Origin of the sequence: Streptococcus pseudopneumoniae IS7493 (genome assembly GCF_000221985.1) — a bacterium.
GTDB classification, from domain to species: Bacteria; Bacillota; Bacilli; order Lactobacillales; family Streptococcaceae; genus Streptococcus; species Streptococcus pseudopneumoniae.
The window spans coordinates 1,960,630-1,976,054 of record NC_015875.1; the positions used below are offsets into that span (position 1 = coordinate 1,960,630).

General features: G+C 38.2%; 15 protein-coding genes. 4 read left to right on the forward strand and 11 right to left on the reverse strand.

What is annotated here, in order from left to right; genetic code table 11:
- Positions 1–38: 38 nt before the first annotated feature.
- The 11 genes from adhE to SPPN_RS10285 all read right to left on the reverse strand — a co-directional run bounded on the left by adhE (position 39) and on the right by SPPN_RS10285 (position 11,579).
- Complete coding sequence (gene adhE, locus SPPN_RS10235) at positions 39–2,690, reverse strand: bifunctional acetaldehyde-CoA/alcohol dehydrogenase (protein WP_000763954.1); 2,652 nt, start codon at positions 2,688–2,690, stop codon at positions 39–41.
- A 301-nt stretch (positions 2,691–2,991) separates the two neighbouring features.
- The gene (locus tag SPPN_RS10240) at positions 2,992–3,402 is read right to left on the reverse strand and encodes an MORN repeat-containing protein (protein WP_000429321.1); all 411 of its coding nucleotides are present in this window, start codon (positions 3,400–3,402) and stop codon (positions 2,992–2,994) included.
- The gene (locus SPPN_RS10245; protein ID WP_000737437.1) at positions 3,389–3,832 is read right to left on the reverse strand and encodes a low molecular weight protein-tyrosine-phosphatase; all 444 of its coding nucleotides are present in this window, start codon (positions 3,830–3,832) and stop codon (positions 3,389–3,391) included. Before SPPN_RS10245 ends, SPPN_RS10240 begins: the two co-directional genes overlap by 14 nt.
- A gap of 46 nt (positions 3,833–3,878) precedes the next feature.
- Positions 3,879–4,178: a preprotein translocase subunit YajC gene (gene yajC, locus SPPN_RS10250; RefSeq protein WP_001069290.1), complete on the reverse strand. Its 300-nt coding sequence runs from the start codon at positions 4,176–4,178 to the stop codon at positions 3,879–3,881.
- Between the two features lie 117 nt (positions 4,179–4,295).
- Positions 4,296–6,272, reverse strand: coding sequence for a transketolase (tkt, locus tag SPPN_RS10255; RefSeq protein WP_000067913.1), 1,977 nt, complete (start codon positions 6,270–6,272; stop codon positions 4,296–4,298).
- A gap of 115 nt (positions 6,273–6,387) precedes the next feature.
- A complete protein-coding gene (locus tag SPPN_RS10260; protein WP_000932634.1) occupies positions 6,388–7,011 on the reverse strand; it encodes a hypothetical protein in 624 nt (207 codons plus the stop codon).
- Between the two features lie 50 nt (positions 7,012–7,061).
- Complete coding sequence (gene jag, locus SPPN_RS10265; RefSeq protein WP_000260000.1) at positions 7,062–8,048, reverse strand: RNA-binding cell elongation regulator Jag/EloR; 987 nt, start codon at positions 8,046–8,048, stop codon at positions 7,062–7,064.
- Positions 8,049–8,065: 17 nt separating this feature from the next.
- Positions 8,066–8,890 (reverse strand): membrane protein insertase YidC, encoded by an 825-nt coding sequence (locus tag SPPN_RS10270; protein ID WP_000728104.1) that lies wholly within the window; start codon positions 8,888–8,890, stop codon positions 8,066–8,068.
- On the reverse strand, positions 8,865–9,236 hold the full coding sequence (gene rnpA, locus SPPN_RS10275) for a ribonuclease P protein component (protein WP_000739252.1): 372 nt from the start codon (positions 9,234–9,236) through the stop codon (positions 8,865–8,867). Before rnpA ends, SPPN_RS10270 begins: the two co-directional genes overlap by 26 nt.
- A gap of 148 nt (positions 9,237–9,384) precedes the next feature.
- On the reverse strand, positions 9,385–10,575 hold the full coding sequence (locus SPPN_RS10280) for an acetate kinase (RefSeq protein ID WP_000167777.1): 1,191 nt from the start codon (positions 10,573–10,575) through the stop codon (positions 9,385–9,387).
- A 50-nt stretch (positions 10,576–10,625) separates the two neighbouring features.
- Complete coding sequence (locus tag SPPN_RS10285; RefSeq protein WP_000345093.1) at positions 10,626–11,579, reverse strand: class I SAM-dependent methyltransferase; 954 nt, start codon at positions 11,577–11,579, stop codon at positions 10,626–10,628.
- A gap of 331 nt (positions 11,580–11,910) precedes the next feature.
- Here SPPN_RS10285 and SPPN_RS14445 point away from each other — a divergent pair, with 331 nt between their 5' ends.
- From SPPN_RS14445 to SPPN_RS10300, 4 genes are all read left to right on the forward strand, one after another.
- Positions 11,911–11,982 carry an SHP2/SHP3 family peptide pheromone gene (locus SPPN_RS14445; protein WP_148255730.1) on the forward strand — a complete coding sequence of 24 codons (72 nt, stop codon included), beginning with the start codon at positions 11,911–11,913 and terminating at the stop codon, positions 11,980–11,982.
- Between the two features lie 199 nt (positions 11,983–12,181).
- The gene (locus SPPN_RS10290) at positions 12,182–13,315 is read left to right on the forward strand and encodes an MFS transporter (protein ID WP_148255727.1); all 1,134 of its coding nucleotides are present in this window, start codon (positions 12,182–12,184) and stop codon (positions 13,313–13,315) included.
- Position 13,316: 1 nt separating this feature from the next.
- Positions 13,317–14,336 (forward strand): pyridoxal-phosphate dependent enzyme, encoded by a 1,020-nt coding sequence (locus SPPN_RS10295; protein ID WP_000612003.1) that lies wholly within the window; start codon positions 13,317–13,319, stop codon positions 14,334–14,336.
- On the forward strand, positions 14,311–15,294 hold the full coding sequence (locus tag SPPN_RS10300) for an ATP-grasp domain-containing protein (RefSeq protein ID WP_000864435.1): 984 nt from the start codon (positions 14,311–14,313) through the stop codon (positions 15,292–15,294). Before SPPN_RS10295 ends, SPPN_RS10300 begins: the two co-directional genes overlap by 26 nt.
- Positions 15,295–15,425: the final 131 nt, after the last annotated feature.

A 15,425-nucleotide genomic window follows, 5' to 3' on the forward strand; every position in this document is an offset into this window, starting at 1 on the left:
AGAGACAGGATAACTCCTGCCTCTAAACTGATAAACAATTATTTACGGCGTCCTGGTCTTTCTTTGTAGCCATAATATGCATCTGCCATAATTTCTTCCATGTCAGCTACCATTGGCAAGCGTGGGTTAGCAGGAGAACATTGGTCTTCATAAGCAAGCAAAGCAATTTCATGCAAGCTGTCTTTCCAAGCTTTTTCATCAATTCCTTGATCCTGGAAGTTCATCTTGATACCTACTGCAACACCAAGTTCGTAAACAGCTTTAGCGTATGCCTCAACTGCTTCTTCTGGAGTTGAGTGAGGCAAGCCAAGCATTTTCGCGATGTCTTGGAATTTCTCATCAGCTTTCCAGTAGTTGTATTTAGGCCATGTAGTAGTCTTAGCTGGACGAGTTCCGTTGTAACGGATAACGTACGGAAGCAAGATAGCATTTGTACGTCCGTGAACAGTGTGATGAACACCACCAATCTTATGGGCCATTGAGTGGCTCATTCCAAGGAAGGCATTAGCGAAGGCCATACCAGCCATTGTAGACGCATTGTGCATTTTCTCACGAGCTTCTGGGTCAGCTGTCTTAACAGATTTTTCCAACCATTCAAAGACAAGTTTGATTGTTTGAAGCGCAATACCGTCTGTATAGTCGTTAGCAAAGTTTGAAGTGTAGGCTTCAGTCGCGTGTGTCAAGACATCCATACCTGTATCAGCAGCGATAAAGTCTGGAACTGATTCAACCAAAGCAGGGTCAACAATGGCAATAGTCGGTGTCAATGAGTAGTCAGCCAATGGGTATTTGCGGTTGTTTTTCTTATCAGAGATAACGGCAAATGGTGTTACTTCTGAACCAGTACCTGAAGTTGTTGGGATACCGATGTACTTCGCTTTCTTACCAAGTGATGGGAAGCGGAAGGCGCGTTTACGGATATCCATGAATTTTTGAACCAAGTCACGGAAGTCGATTTCTGGTTGTTCGTAGAAGAGCCACATTACTTTGGCTGCATCCATTGGTGAACCACCACCAAGAGCAATGATTGTGTCTGGTTCAAATGCTTTCATCACCTCAGCACCACGTTCTACAGTTGTGATGTCTGGATCTGGTTCAACATCTGAGAAGACTTGGATAGTTACACGGTTGCTACGTGCGTTCAATTGATCGATAACACGTTGAACGAAACCGAGTTTTTCGATAGATTTGTCTGTAACAATCAGAACGCGTTCAATATCTTCACATGTTTGAAGGTATTGGATAGAATTGCGTTCGAAGTAAATTTTTGAAGGAACTTTAAACCACTGCATATTATTTCTCCGTCTTCCGACTTTTTTGATATTCAAGAGGTTAATGGCACTAACGTTATCCCCAACTGAGTTGCGTCCGTAAGAACCACATCCAAGTGTCAATGATGGCAAGAAGGCATTGTAAACGTCCCCGATACCACCGAAAGTAGAAGGTGAGTTACAGATAACACGAATAGCTTTAACAGCTTTACCAAATTCTTTAGTCAATTCGTCGTCAGCTGTGTGGATGGCTGCTGAGTGGCCAAGACCGTTAAATTCAACCATTTGACGAGCCTTAGTAATACCATCTTCACGGCTTTCAGATTTCAAAACTGCGATAACTGGTGACAATTTCTCACGAGTCAATGGCTCATTTTCGCCAACTTCTTTACATTCTGCAGCAAGAATGTTTGTTCCTTCTGGAACTGTAAATCCTGCTTGCTCTGCAATCCAAGTTGCTGGTTTACCAACGATGTCAGCGTTCAATTTTGCACCAGCACAGTTTTTGCTGTTTGCTTTGACGCCGAAACAGAATTCTTCAAGAAGAGCTTTTTCTTTTTTATTTACAAAGTAAGTGTGGTAAGATTTGAACTCTGCTACAAATTCATCGTAGATTTCTTTGTCAATGATAACCGCTTGTTCAGATGCACAGACCATACCGTTATCAAATGATTTAGACATGACGATATCGTGTGCTGCTTGACGGATATTTGCTGATTTTTCAACATAAGCTGGAACGTTTCCGGCACCTACTCCAAGAGCTGGTTTACCACATGAGTACGCAGCCTTCACCATGGCGTTACCACCTGTTGCAAGAATTGTCGCAATACCTTCGTGGTTCATAAGCGCACTAGTTGCTTCCATAGATGGTTCAGTAATCCACTGTACACAGTTTTCAGGAGCACCAGCTGCGATAGCTGCATCGCGGACAATACGTGCTGCATGAGCAGATGATTCTTGTGCTGATGGGTGGAAGGCAAAAACGATTGGATTACGTGTCTTCAATGAAATCAATGATTTGAAGATTGCTGTTGATGTTGGGTTTGTTGTTGGGGTAATACCACAAACAACACCAACTGGTTCAGCAATAAGAGTCAATCCTGTTACATCGTCTTCTTCGATAACGCCAACTGTCTTAGTGTGGCGCATGTTGTTTACTACGTGTTCACAAGCAAACAAGTTCTTAGTTGCTTTATCTTCAAATACACCACGTCCTGTTTCTTCAAAGGCATGTAAAGCCAATTCTCCGTGGGCATCCAAAGCTGCTACTGATGCTTTGGCAACGATGTAGTCAACCTGCTCTTGATCCAACTTACGCATTTCTTCAAGAGCAACTAGAGCTTTTTGCACCAATCCATCGACATGCTTTTCAGCAGCGAGTTTCTTTTCCTCTGGTGTCACAGTTTTTTTATCAGCCATATTTTCCTCCATAGCTTTCAAGGATCGATATCCTTTGTTAATTTTTTCACAAGTTTATTATAACGCATTATTTCAACTTTGTAAACAGTTTCATAAACATTTCACAAAGAATTTTTAGCACCTTGTGAAATGTTTGCTAGTTTCTTTTCTTAGCAAGCTTTTTCTTTAAAGTTTGTGAAATTTATTTCAAATATTTTTTTATTTCACAAACTTGCTTGGAAGAGGAGCTTGGAAAGAAAGGGATTTACAGGTAAGCGCTTACTTATTTGGTTTTAACAATACCTCCTTTGATAAGGAGGCTTTATTTTTGTTGAAAAACGCCTTGTTTAAAAGTCCCTTCATAAACGACTTCTTGTTCTGTTGTTAGTTTCCCTTTTCCTTCAGCTTGACCATTTACAAAATCCCCTTCGTAGGTCCAGCCTTCTTTAGATTGAAAGGTACCTTTTCCGTTGAAGGCTCCATTGTTGAAGCCACCTGTATATTGGTCTCCATTTTGGAAGGTAATGGTACCTTGGCCATTCATTTTACCACGGACAAGACTGCCGTCGTAAACAATCGTTCCATTATCAAGCTTTAGAACACCTTTTCCGGGAATATTTAGAAAAAAGACGAGTAGAGCACAAAAAACAATGGCAACTACTGCTAAAAGCTCTAAACGTGGACGAGTCAGATAGACACGATACTTGTTGTAAAAATTCTTAAGATTTTCCATCTTCACTCTCCTTTTCTAAACGTTCTAGCCAAACTTGACAACCCTCTTGAACACGTCGATAGGTTTCCTCAAAATCTCCTGTATACCAAGGGTCTGGAACACTTTCAGATGCAAATGAGTAAATCTTATCTTGACAGTCTACTGGACACATCTGACGTAGGTCAGAAACATTTGAAGCGTCCATTCCGATAATATAATCAAAGGATTCAAAATCTTCCTTACTAATCTGAAGCGATGTTTTGGCTTTGTCATAAGGAATCTCATACTCTTGAAAAATCCCTTGAGTTCCCTTATGAATCGGATTGCCATGTTCCCAAGAGGACGTTGCTCGACTTTGGATTTCGTAGTTATCTGTCATTGATTTCATCACAAACTCAGCCATAGGACTGCGGCAAATATTCCCCAGACAGACAAAGACTAATTTTTTCATCCCATTTCCTTTCTTTTATAGAAAAACGGGAGTTCGTGATCCCGTCTTATTTTTCAATTGCGCCTTCTAGTGAAGCTGTTTCTTTCAGCGGTAATACTGTCTTAATAGCAGCTAGTTCAAAAGTCAAGTAAACTCCATCTACGTCAAGAACTATTGTTCCCTTCTCCGTATCCACTTCATCGACTGTTCCATAAAGTCCACCGATTGTAATAACTTCATAGCCTTTTTGTAGTTTATTCAAGCTTTCCATACGTTTTTGTGCTTGTTTCTTTTGAGAGCGTTGCGTAAAGAACATCAAACCCAGCATAGCTACAAGCATGATTAAAAATGTATAATTTGGATTCATTGTCTTCTCCTTTGTCTTTTACATAGGACTACTATATCAAATTTCAGCTACTTTTACAAGATTGTACCTTACTTTTCTAGTAAGAAAAAACCAGAGCTTGCGCCCTGATTTTTAGAATTATTTCAAGTTTTGAACGACTTTTACTAGATTTTCGACAGTAAAGCCATATTCTGCCAATACTTTTGGTGCTGGGGCAGAGGCTCCGAAGGTATCAATACCAAGAACAGCACCATCTAGTCCAACATATTTGTACCAGTTTTGAGTTGCACCCATTTCGACTGCAACACGACGGCGAACTGCATTTGGAAGAATTTCTTCCTTGTATGCTGCATCTTGTTTATCAAAGACATCTGTAGATGGCATGCTGACTACGCGGATGTTTTCGCCTTGACTAGCCAATTCTTTAGCAGCTGAGACAGCAAGATTAACCTCTGAACCTGTCGCAATCAAGATGGTATCAAAGTCGGCTGCATTTTCATAGACAACATAAGCACCTTTAGCAACCTTGTCGAAGTCTGTTCCATCTTCAACAGTCAAGTTTTGACGTGTCAAGACAAGGGCAGTTGGTGTTTTCTCACTTGTCACTGCAAGGTACCAAGCTGCTTGCGTTTCACGCGCATCTGCTGGACGGAAAACATTTAGATTTGGCATAGCACGAAGACCGGCTAAGTGTTCAACTGGTTCATGAGTTGGACCGTCTTCCCCAACTGCGATTGAATCGTGGGTAAAGACATAAGTCACAGGAAGTCCTTGCAAGGCTGACAAGCGGACAGCTGCCTTCACATAGTCAGAGAAGACGAAGAAAGTTCCACCGTATACACGAAGTCCACCGTGAAGAGCCATCCCGTTCAAGATCGTTCCCATGGCAAATTCACGAACACCAAACTGAATGTTACGGTTCAAGCGATTGGCATCGTCTTGAAGTCCGTCAGTCTTGATATAAGTCATGTTTGAGTGAGCAAGGTCAGCTGATCCACCTAGGAAGGTTGGTAATTTAGCTGCCACAACATTCAAGGCATCTTGACTTGAATTACGAGTTGCTTGAGAAAAACCATTTTCTAAAGCTGGGAAGTCTGCTGGAGTCACTTCGACTGGATCACGTCCGTCGATGATGGCTTCTACTTCTGCAGCCAGTTCTGGATGCGCTTTTTTATAATCTGCAACTAATTTAGTCCAAGCTTGATAAGCTGATGCGCCACGGTCTGCAACATGTTCTTTGAAATCAGCATATACTTGTTCTGGAATTTCAAATGGTTCGTAGTCCCAACCGAGGGCTTGACGAGTTGCTGCAGTTTCATCTGCTCCAAGAGGAGCACCGTGTACGGCATTAGTTCCCTGTTTGTTTGGAGAACCGTATCCAATAACCGTCTTCACTTCAATCAAAGATGGTTTGCCTGAAGCTTTAGCTGTTTCGATAGCAACATGGATTGCTTCTAAATCTGTTCCATCTTCAACCAAGGCAGTATGCCAACCGTAGGCATTGTAACGGTCACGAACACTTTCTGTAAAGGAATCCTTTGTCTCACCATCCAAGTTGATATCATTTGAATCATAAAGAACAACCAACTTATCCAGTTTTTGCAAACCTGCGTATGAAGCCGCCTCGCTTGAGACACCTTCCATCAAGTCTCCGTCTCCACAGATAACGTAAGTATAGTGGTCAAAGATATTGTAGCCTTCTCGGTTATATTTGGCTGCCAAGAAACGTTCTGCTTGGGCAAAACCAGTAGCAGTTGAAATCCCTTGCCCTAGAGGACCTGTTGTAGCATCAATCCCTGCTGTATGGCCAAATTCTGGGTGACCTGGTGTTTTTGAACCCCATTGACGGAAGCTCTTGATCTCATCCATACTAACATCTTCAAAGCCAGAAAGGTGAAGAAGGGCATAAAGAAGCATTGAACCATGACCAGCTGAAAGAATGAAACGGTCGCGGTTAATCCAGTTTGGTTGAGCTGGATTGATACGAAGTTGTTTTGTCAAGAGGCTGTAAGCCATCGGAGCTGCTCCCATAACCACACCTGGGTGACCTGAGTTGGCTTTGTTGATAGCGTCAATACCTAGGAAACGGATTGCATTAACAGATAGATTTGACATAGAATTTCCTTTCTATTTGAGGTGATTATTGAATCACACATTCTATTCTACTATTATATGAAAAAATACATAGAATAGCAATTAAACAATTCGACGTAAATAAGTATTCTATTTGCTACCCTCTGGTCGCCTGATAGTAGGGAAGTAAGCGCTCATAAGCTTCATCTAATTTTTCTAAAATCACTTCCAATGATTGATTTTCAATAAAAGAAACATCTGCCTTAACTAGCACTTTTCGGACTTCCTGATTGGATAGTTTATTTCTTAAAATTTGACGATTTTCTTCGTTCGCCTCCCACCGTTGACTTTGGCCATCAGAGTAGGCTAGATAATAAATTCCTTTAACGGTTGGAATGTCTAAAATCTTGGCCTGTTTCTCTAAAGTTTGCTCATCCTTCTTACGTTCGATGAAACTGACTTCCAAAGAAATTCCAAAGTCAGTAGATATCCCATACAAACGTAAGGCCATCATAGGTTCTGTCACTTGTCCGTCTCTCTGTAGATAAACCCAAAAATGTGGTCTCAAACGCTGGGCCTGATTCATCCACTGACTAGTCTGTTGGAGTTGCCATTCTGGATGGCTTGCTTGAAAGGCTTTGGCCAGTTCTGTAAAAGCCTTTCGGGCCTCTTGTCCTTTGTGGCGGAATGCCAGCATCTTCTCTCGCTCTGCTCCCGCTTTATCAGGATTACGGTACTGCAAACCAGCAAAGTCTAAATAGTCTCTTATCTTATTCAACATCAGTTTAACCTCCTCTAGCTAGCAAAAAATCAGGTCAACCCTGATTTTACTTATTCTGTATCTACAACGACATAGCGATTGGGCTCATCACCTTCAGAGTAACTAGTCACACCATCCATACGTGAAATAATACGATGGATAATCTTGCGTTCGCTATTTGACATTGGATCTGTTTTATGACTGCGCCCTTCTTCCAAAACACGAGTCGCCAATTTTTGCGCATAGGTCTGCAAAACTTCTGCACGGTGTTCAACATAATCATTGACATTGATTGTAATATAGAAGGTTCTTGAATAGCTATTATAAAGATAATTTTGAGCCAACAGTTGCAAGGACTTCAAGACTTTACCATGGTAACCGATAATACGACCTGGTTCGTTGGTGTTAATTTGTAGATTGATGCTACGACGGTTATAGTCATTTGAAATCGTCGCCTCAACGTCCATGTCATCCACAATCGCTTGAACATAGGCAGTCACATCCGTAGCCACCTGGGCAATATCAAAGCTCGGTTCAACTTTCAAGCCCATCTCTGTCAAGTCTTGATTTTCAGTCTGGTCTTGCTCAGTTTCAAGGTCATCAGCGCCCGTTTCTTCCCTCATCGCTTCCTCGATTTGAAGTTCATTTAAAATCTCAATGTGACCAGTTTCTTCTAAGATAGTGCTGGCATGTCTTTCATGTTTTAAGATTTCAGCCTTGACTTCATCAGAAATACCTTGACCTTCTTCCTCAATCTTTTTAATTGCCTCTACAACATGACCCAAATCAACGGTCGCTTCACTAACTGTTTTAACAGGCTCATTCAAATCATTGATTTGTTTTGGAACTCCCTTTACAGCTTGTTGATTTGCTTTGACAACAGTCGTTTCACTAATCGCTTCAATATGCACTTGGGCTGGTTTTTTACCAAATAAACCAAGAAACCCTTTTTTCTCACGAGAAATGACTTTAATATGTGCCTTCTTCCTTGGAATATCTAATTCCTTCAATCCTTTCTGGATTGCTTCTTCAACAGTTGAACCTGTAAATACTACCATTACCAGATTCCTCCTTATTATTTCGTTTTCTGAGCCTTTTTCTTGGCTTTTCTTTTTCTATTTTCCAAATCTTTCTGTGCCTGTACTACAGCCTCGCGCTCTGCGATAATCTTGAATGGATTGTTCAAGAAATAGGTTTGCAAGACTTGGTAAGCATTGGACACTGTCCAGTATAGGGCAACTCCACCTGGCGCATAAACTGCAAAGATAAAAATCAAGACTGGAATCCCATACATCATCGCTGTCGTAGCTCCATTACGCTCAGACAAGGCTTTGTTGGACAACCAAGTACTTAAAAAGGTGAATACTGCTGCTAAAATCGGAAGAACAAGGGTTGTATCTACACCACCAAGGTTAATCCATAAGAAATGACCTGTCTTTAAAAAGTCAACTCTTGATAGGGCTTGGAACAGGGCCAAAATAACCGGCATCTGAATCAAAATCGGCCAAAGAGAGTCTGACTGTCTGACACCCATTTCTTTAAATACTTTACGCATTTCCTTCTCTAGTTTGGTTCTGCTTTCCATATCTCGACCTGGATATTGTTCTCGAAGCGCCTTAATGCGTGGCTGAGCTTCCTGCATTTTCCTAGAAGCCACCATTTGCACCTGAAAGACTGGCAAGAGGACTGTACGAATCAAGACCGTAAAGAGAATAATCCCCACTCCGATACTAATATCAAACGATAAAAAGCGAATGATTTCCGCAAAGAAGTAAACAAATTTACTCCAAAAATCAGCCGAATTGGCTGTAATATCGCTAGTTGTCCCACTAGTCGCACAGGCTGTCATGATCAATAGAGACAGTCCTAGCAAACTAGTCAACTGTAGTTTCTTTTTCACTCCCATTTCCTTCCTGGTAAATCTTTGATAATTTTAATACGTGGAGTAGATTTCTCTCCATCTCTGCGTATCCCAAGGTTTCAACCCCTTTTCGAGCAATGACAACAAAGTCGACATCTTCTACCAGACTCCCTTTTGCATTCTGGATAACATGCCGAATCCGTCGCTTAATTTGATTTCTAGTGACGGCATTCCCCAGTTTTTTGCTAACTGATAGACCTACTCGAAAATGGTTTTTCTGGTTTTCCAACTGGTAGACAACAAATTTGCGATTGGCAAAACTTGTCCCCTCCTTGAAAATCGCCTTAAAATCTTTCTCTCTTTTTACACGAAAGTTTTTCTTCAAAACTCAACTCCATCTATTAAATTACTACTATTATACCATATTTTTCAAAAAAGCCAATCATAGCAAGGTTTTGGACAATTTCATCAGAAAAAGGAGCCGGAAAATCTCTTTCCCAACTCCTTGTCCTAAATATTTTTTCTAGTTTTACTTATTTTTTCAAGCGTTCAACGTCACGGGCAATGACCAATTCTTCATCAGTTGGAATAACCAAAACACGGATTTTCGCTGCATCTGTTGAGATGTCTCCTGTCACACCAAAGACATTCTTTTCATCATCAACATCACAACCAAACCACGAAATTCCTGAGATTACATCACGACGGAAATTCGCTGCATTTTCACCGACACCTGCTGTGAAAACAATGGCATCTGCTCCATTTAGCACTGCAAGGTACTGACCGATATGTTTTTGGATACGGTCAACATACATTTCATAAGCCAAGCTAGCGTCGTGATTCCCTTCTGCTACAGCTGCTTCTATATCGCGCATATCGCTAGAATTAGCAGAAACTCCCAAAAGACCTGATTCACGATTCAGAACACGACTAATATCTTCTGGTGTGTTAAAATCATCTGTATATTGCATTAAGTAAGGAATGATAGCTGGATCAATGTCCCCTGTACGAGTTCCCATCATAATACCACCCAGAGGAGTGAAGCCCATAGAAGTGTCGACAGACTTACCAGCTTTCACAGCTGTAATTGAGCCTCCGTTACCAATATGACAGGTAATCAACTTCAAGTCTTCTAATGGACGTCCCAAGAGTTTTGCTGCTTCTCCTGCTACAAACTGGTGACTTGTACCGTGGGCACCATATTTACGCACCTTGTTTTCTGTGTAATATTTTGTTGGTAGAGGGTAGCGATAAGCTTTCTCTGGCATACTTGTGTGGAAGGAAGTATCAAAAACAACTACACTGGTAATGTCTGGCAACAATTCCTTAAAGGCACGAACACCTGCCGCATTGGCTGGATTGTGGAGAGGAGCCAACAAGCTCAACTCTTCAACTTTTTCTAAAACATCCCCCTCAACAACTGTTGATTCTTTGAAATATTCTCCACCGGCAACAACACGGTGTCCAACACCTGTAATCTCGTCATAAGTCTTGATAATATCGAAACGAATCAAGTCATCCAATAAGATTTTAACAGCTTGTGTGTGATTTTCGATATCTAAAATTTGTTGTTCAGAACGACCATCAAATTTTACAGTTGAAATTGAATCTTTCAAACCGATACGTTCAATCAAACCTTTGGCTAATACTTTTTCTTCTGGCATTAAGTATAATTGCCATTTCAAACTTGAACTTCCTGCATTGATTGCAATTGTTTTTGTCATAACATGATACCTCTTTTTAAGCGTTTTCATCTATTATAACAAAATCTATTTTATATTTCAGTACCTTGAGTCCATTTTTGAAAATTTTCTTTAAATTTCATTAAAACACTTGCATCTTGCAAGCTAGCAAGTGGATAAATAAAAGGCTCCACTGCTATTTCACTTTTCTTCTGTAGGATAAAAATAGTCTTAGATTGTTTGGCATTAGCAAAGAGATTTTCAGGCAAACTAATCATAGCAACCAGACTTGCTTCTTCTTTCAACCACCCTTTCAACAAATCACTTTGAGGGCTGGTCAACAAATCACTCGGAGCTAGAAAAATAGCATATCCATCTGACTTGAGGTACTTAAGTCCTTGTTCCATAAGCAAGTGATGGGCGTAAGTATGTTCTTGGCTAGAAGCAACTTGATGGCGCGCTGCAACGGCATCATCAGGATAATAGCCGACAGGCAAGTCGCTGATGACCACATCACTTTCTTTGAGCATTTGTGGACGAACGGCATCTCCTTGGACAAAACCAGCCTGCAAACCAATTACATCTGCCATGCTAGCTGCCAAATCAATCAGCAAATCATCCACTTCCATTCCCAAGTAATCCACTTTCTTAGCAAGAGAGGTTAAGAAAGTAGCGCCCAGAATTCCCATCCCAGACCCCATTTCGAGGATAGTAATTTCCTCCTCTTTAAACAACTCTTCCACAATAAACACCAAAAGCAAAGCAATGACATCTGGTGTAAACTGGTGATTGGCCTGCAAGGGTTCTGTTTGCCCAGCCTTCATCAAGAGAAACTGGTAGGTCTTGAGCCATTCTTCTTTGCGAAGCGCTAAGCGTTTAAGGGCTTGATTGTTGTCTTTGACCTGGTTTAGCTCAGTCTCACCATCCAAATAGATGCTATTTTGCTCCACCAAGGCGTCATAAAAGTTGGTCGCCAAATCACTTTGGATAATTTGGACATTCTCTAGTAAATAGGTATAAGCTTGTTCAATTTTTTCAAAATCCATATTCCTATCTTATCAAATTTCCCTTCTTTTTTCCATCCTTATAGAAAGTCCTATATGAAAGAGTATAAATGATAAGTTGGGCATCTAAATCTGATAACAAAAGTTTTTCTATAGACCCTTGGTAAGGATGCTTATTCCGGCAAATGGTACTAGAAATATATCCGCCCAACTTCCCTAGAGAAAAAACGGAACATGAATTGACTTACTATTTTTACAGAGTTTTCCAAGTGTTATACTAAGTTTCCATTTATATCTTTTCCCGTTTTCCCAACAAAATTTTAAAGAATTTTTATTTATTGTACAATAAATAAAAACTGAAAGGAAGTTTGAGATGAAAAAATTTTTAAGATTTGTACCCATTTTATTATTGGCTATGGATATCATCATTATTGTTGGTGGATAATTCTTATCTATATAGGCATGGACGTGTTCATTATTCGATATCTCATACAACTGCTAAATAAGTTATATGAGATTAATTCAATAAACTTAGAATTATATTTAGAAAAAGGAGAAATGGGTTGAGCCTATCGTGGAGTAATTATAAGAAAAATTTTTTGATAATACTTTGTTCTACTTCATTCATAAGTTTTGGGAATGGTATGTTTAATATTATCGTTGGTAAACTTTTATATGATAGAACTGGTTCAAGTGCTGCATTTGGATTAACTTTTATTATTGAGGCTCTTATTGGTATATTGTTGCAGGTATTTGCGGGGACTGCTATAGATAAACTTAATCCAAAATGGATTATGAATCTATTTGGTTTTATAAAGGGATTTTCTACTCTTTTGACTTCATTATTAATCATATTTACAGAGTTTTCACCGATAGTATTATTAGGTATTCTAGTTATTATTATTAATTTCGGAAAACCATTTGAAAGAACTGGTTCGTTTGTAGTAGTAACAGAAGTAGCTCCTAACCATAGTGAGTTGATGAAACTCAATGGCTATAATGCTAGCTTGTTACAAGCAGGACAAATTCTAGGAGCTTTTGTAATAGGACTATTATTAAGTTTAGCTAAAGCTGAATACTATTTAATTTTAGTTAGTATATGTTATATCGCTAGTGCAACATCGTTGTTATTCCTTGATATAATTAGTAGCTTATCAAAAAATATATTGCATATTTTTTCAATAAAGGAAAATTTTAAATCATGGAAAAAATTTATAGGAACTGTATCAGTCAATAAAAAGTTGGTGTCATTGATTATATTAAATGGAGGGGACTATAATTTTTCAAATTTTTTCACACTTTCTATTGTACCTGCAACTTACATGTTTTTTAATAATGACAATAAAATGCTTTCTTATATCGATGTAGCATATGCTCTTGGCGCAATATTATCTGGCCTTTTCATATCAAAAATATCCCGAAAAATCCAATTAAGACATATAAATATATTAGGTATGATTATTACAGGACTCATGTTTCTTTCCCAAGCAGAGTTTCACAATAAAATATTCTTTTTATTCACATGTCTTATTTTAGGCTTTAGTAATGCTTCTTCCTACACTACATTCTTAACTCTAATACAAAAAAATACTGAGTCCGATAATAAAGGAAAGATCGCTGCATTACGTAATTTTTCTTTTTCTCTAACCTCACTATTTTTTATACCTATTATTACATATTTTCAAGACATCTCTATTTATCTTGGATATATTTCTTCAGCTATTACTGCGTTTTTATTCGCTCTAATTTATAAATTGACAATTAAAAAAGGAGAGTAAATTGATACCATTTAAAAATTGGGAATTACCCAAATTTGATTTATTAAGAGACAATTTATATTCTGCTAGTTTTTTCTTAATGAAGCTAATGCCTGCTCGTTACATTATTGAATCTTCCCTTAAATCAGGTGAACTCCGTGAAGGAATGACAGTTATTGAAACTACTTCTGGCACTTTTGGTCTAGCTTTAGCAATGATTTGTGCTGAAATGAAAATACCATTGAAATTAGTTAGTGATCCTGCAATTACTCCTGAGTTTAAACGTAGGATAGAACTATTAGGAGCAGAAATTCATATAATTTCAGTGGATAATCCTGAAAAATATGGTGGATATCAGCCCCTTCGATTAAAGAAAATTAAAGAATTCTTAGATAAAGGGAATTATTTCTGGCCAAATCAGTATGACAATCTAAATAATCGGAGGAGTTATTTCAAGTTGGCTGAATATATTTCTAATAATTTTTCTAAATTAGATTATATTATTGGTCCAGTAGGTTCTGGTGGTTCAATGAATGGTTTAGCCATCTATTTAAAGAATTATTTCCCTCATTTGAAGTTTGTTGGTGTTGATACTCCAAATAGTATATTATTTGGACAAAGAAACGGAAAAAGAGAACTAAGAGGATTAGGAAATAGTATTTTACCTGCTAATCATAATATTAATAATTTTGATTTAGTAACTTGGGTACCACCTCAGCAGGCATATTATTATACGCGAGAGTTATATAGAAAGCACGGTCTTTTTATGGGTCCAACAAGTGGAGCAGCGTATTCCTTTGGACAGTGGCTCACTCAAAAAAATAAGAATTGTAATGTATTATGTATATTTCCTGATGAAGGATATAGATATTTTGATACAGTTTATAATGATGAGTGGATAATGAATAATAAATATAATATTATTGACTCAAATGATTTAATACCAAAAGAAGTTTATAACCCCATGGAAAATATAGGGAGTTGGACATACAAGTACTTAACGAAAGAGGACAAAGATGAAAGTAATTATTTTGAGAAATAGTTTGACATGTTTAGATGAAAACAATATTCTAATTGGTAATGCATTTCTTGAATTAGGACATGAAGTGAGTTTTGGATTAATAAATTCAGTCTACTCTCAAAACTACAGTGTAGCTGTCAAAGGAATTGAATATAAAGAAAAATTAGAAATTGATTCAAATCTAGTCGGAGACCTTAAAGACATGTATTTAATTGATTTTAATTTAGTCTGGGTAATGAATCAGCCACATCCTAATTTAGAAAAGGATGTTTATCAATTACTATGGCTAGCCAGCCAAAAAGTAAATTTTGTAAATAGTATTGAAGGAATCTACTTCTTAAATAATAAGAATAGTTTAGGATTTGTAGACGATATAAAAGAATATTTAATTGAGAGCTATACTTCAAATGATTTTAGTTTTATTAACAGATTAGTTACTCTTTCTGATGATAAGTGGGTTCTCAAACCAACAAATTCTGGCTGTGGCTCAGATGTATTTGTTATTGATAGAAACGAATCAAACACTAGAGCCTTGTTACAGTCGGCAACTGGGAATTCGGAAATGGGAGCTGTTATTTCTGGAGATAGTATTTTGGGGATTACTGAAAAATATACCGTGCTTCAAAAATACATTAGAGAGGTTAAAAAAGGCGAAAAGAGAGTTATTTTATGTGCTGGAAAGATAACTGCAGTACATGGAAGAGAGATTCAAAATGGAGAGAATCGTTCAAATATTAGTCAAGGTGGGAAACTAACTTCAGCAGAATTAAATAATGAAGAAACCGAGATGTGTGAACTAATTGGAGAGGCATTGTTGGAAAAAGGAATTAGATTTGTGGGGATAGACATTTCGTTCCCATATCTGCTAGAATTCAATATTGTTAATCCTGGTGGTCTTTATGATTGTTACTTATCAAGCGGAAAAAACAATTCAAAGCTTGGAGTTTATAATATATTAAGTTTTTTTGATTTATTGTGAGGTTATAAATGAGATATAAGCATTTACTTATTATAAGTGGTAGAGACACTAGTCTAAAGTATATTAGTCACTTGCCAATAAAAGTTACTATGGTTCAGACCTTTTCAAGAGTCACTAGTTTTCAAAAATCT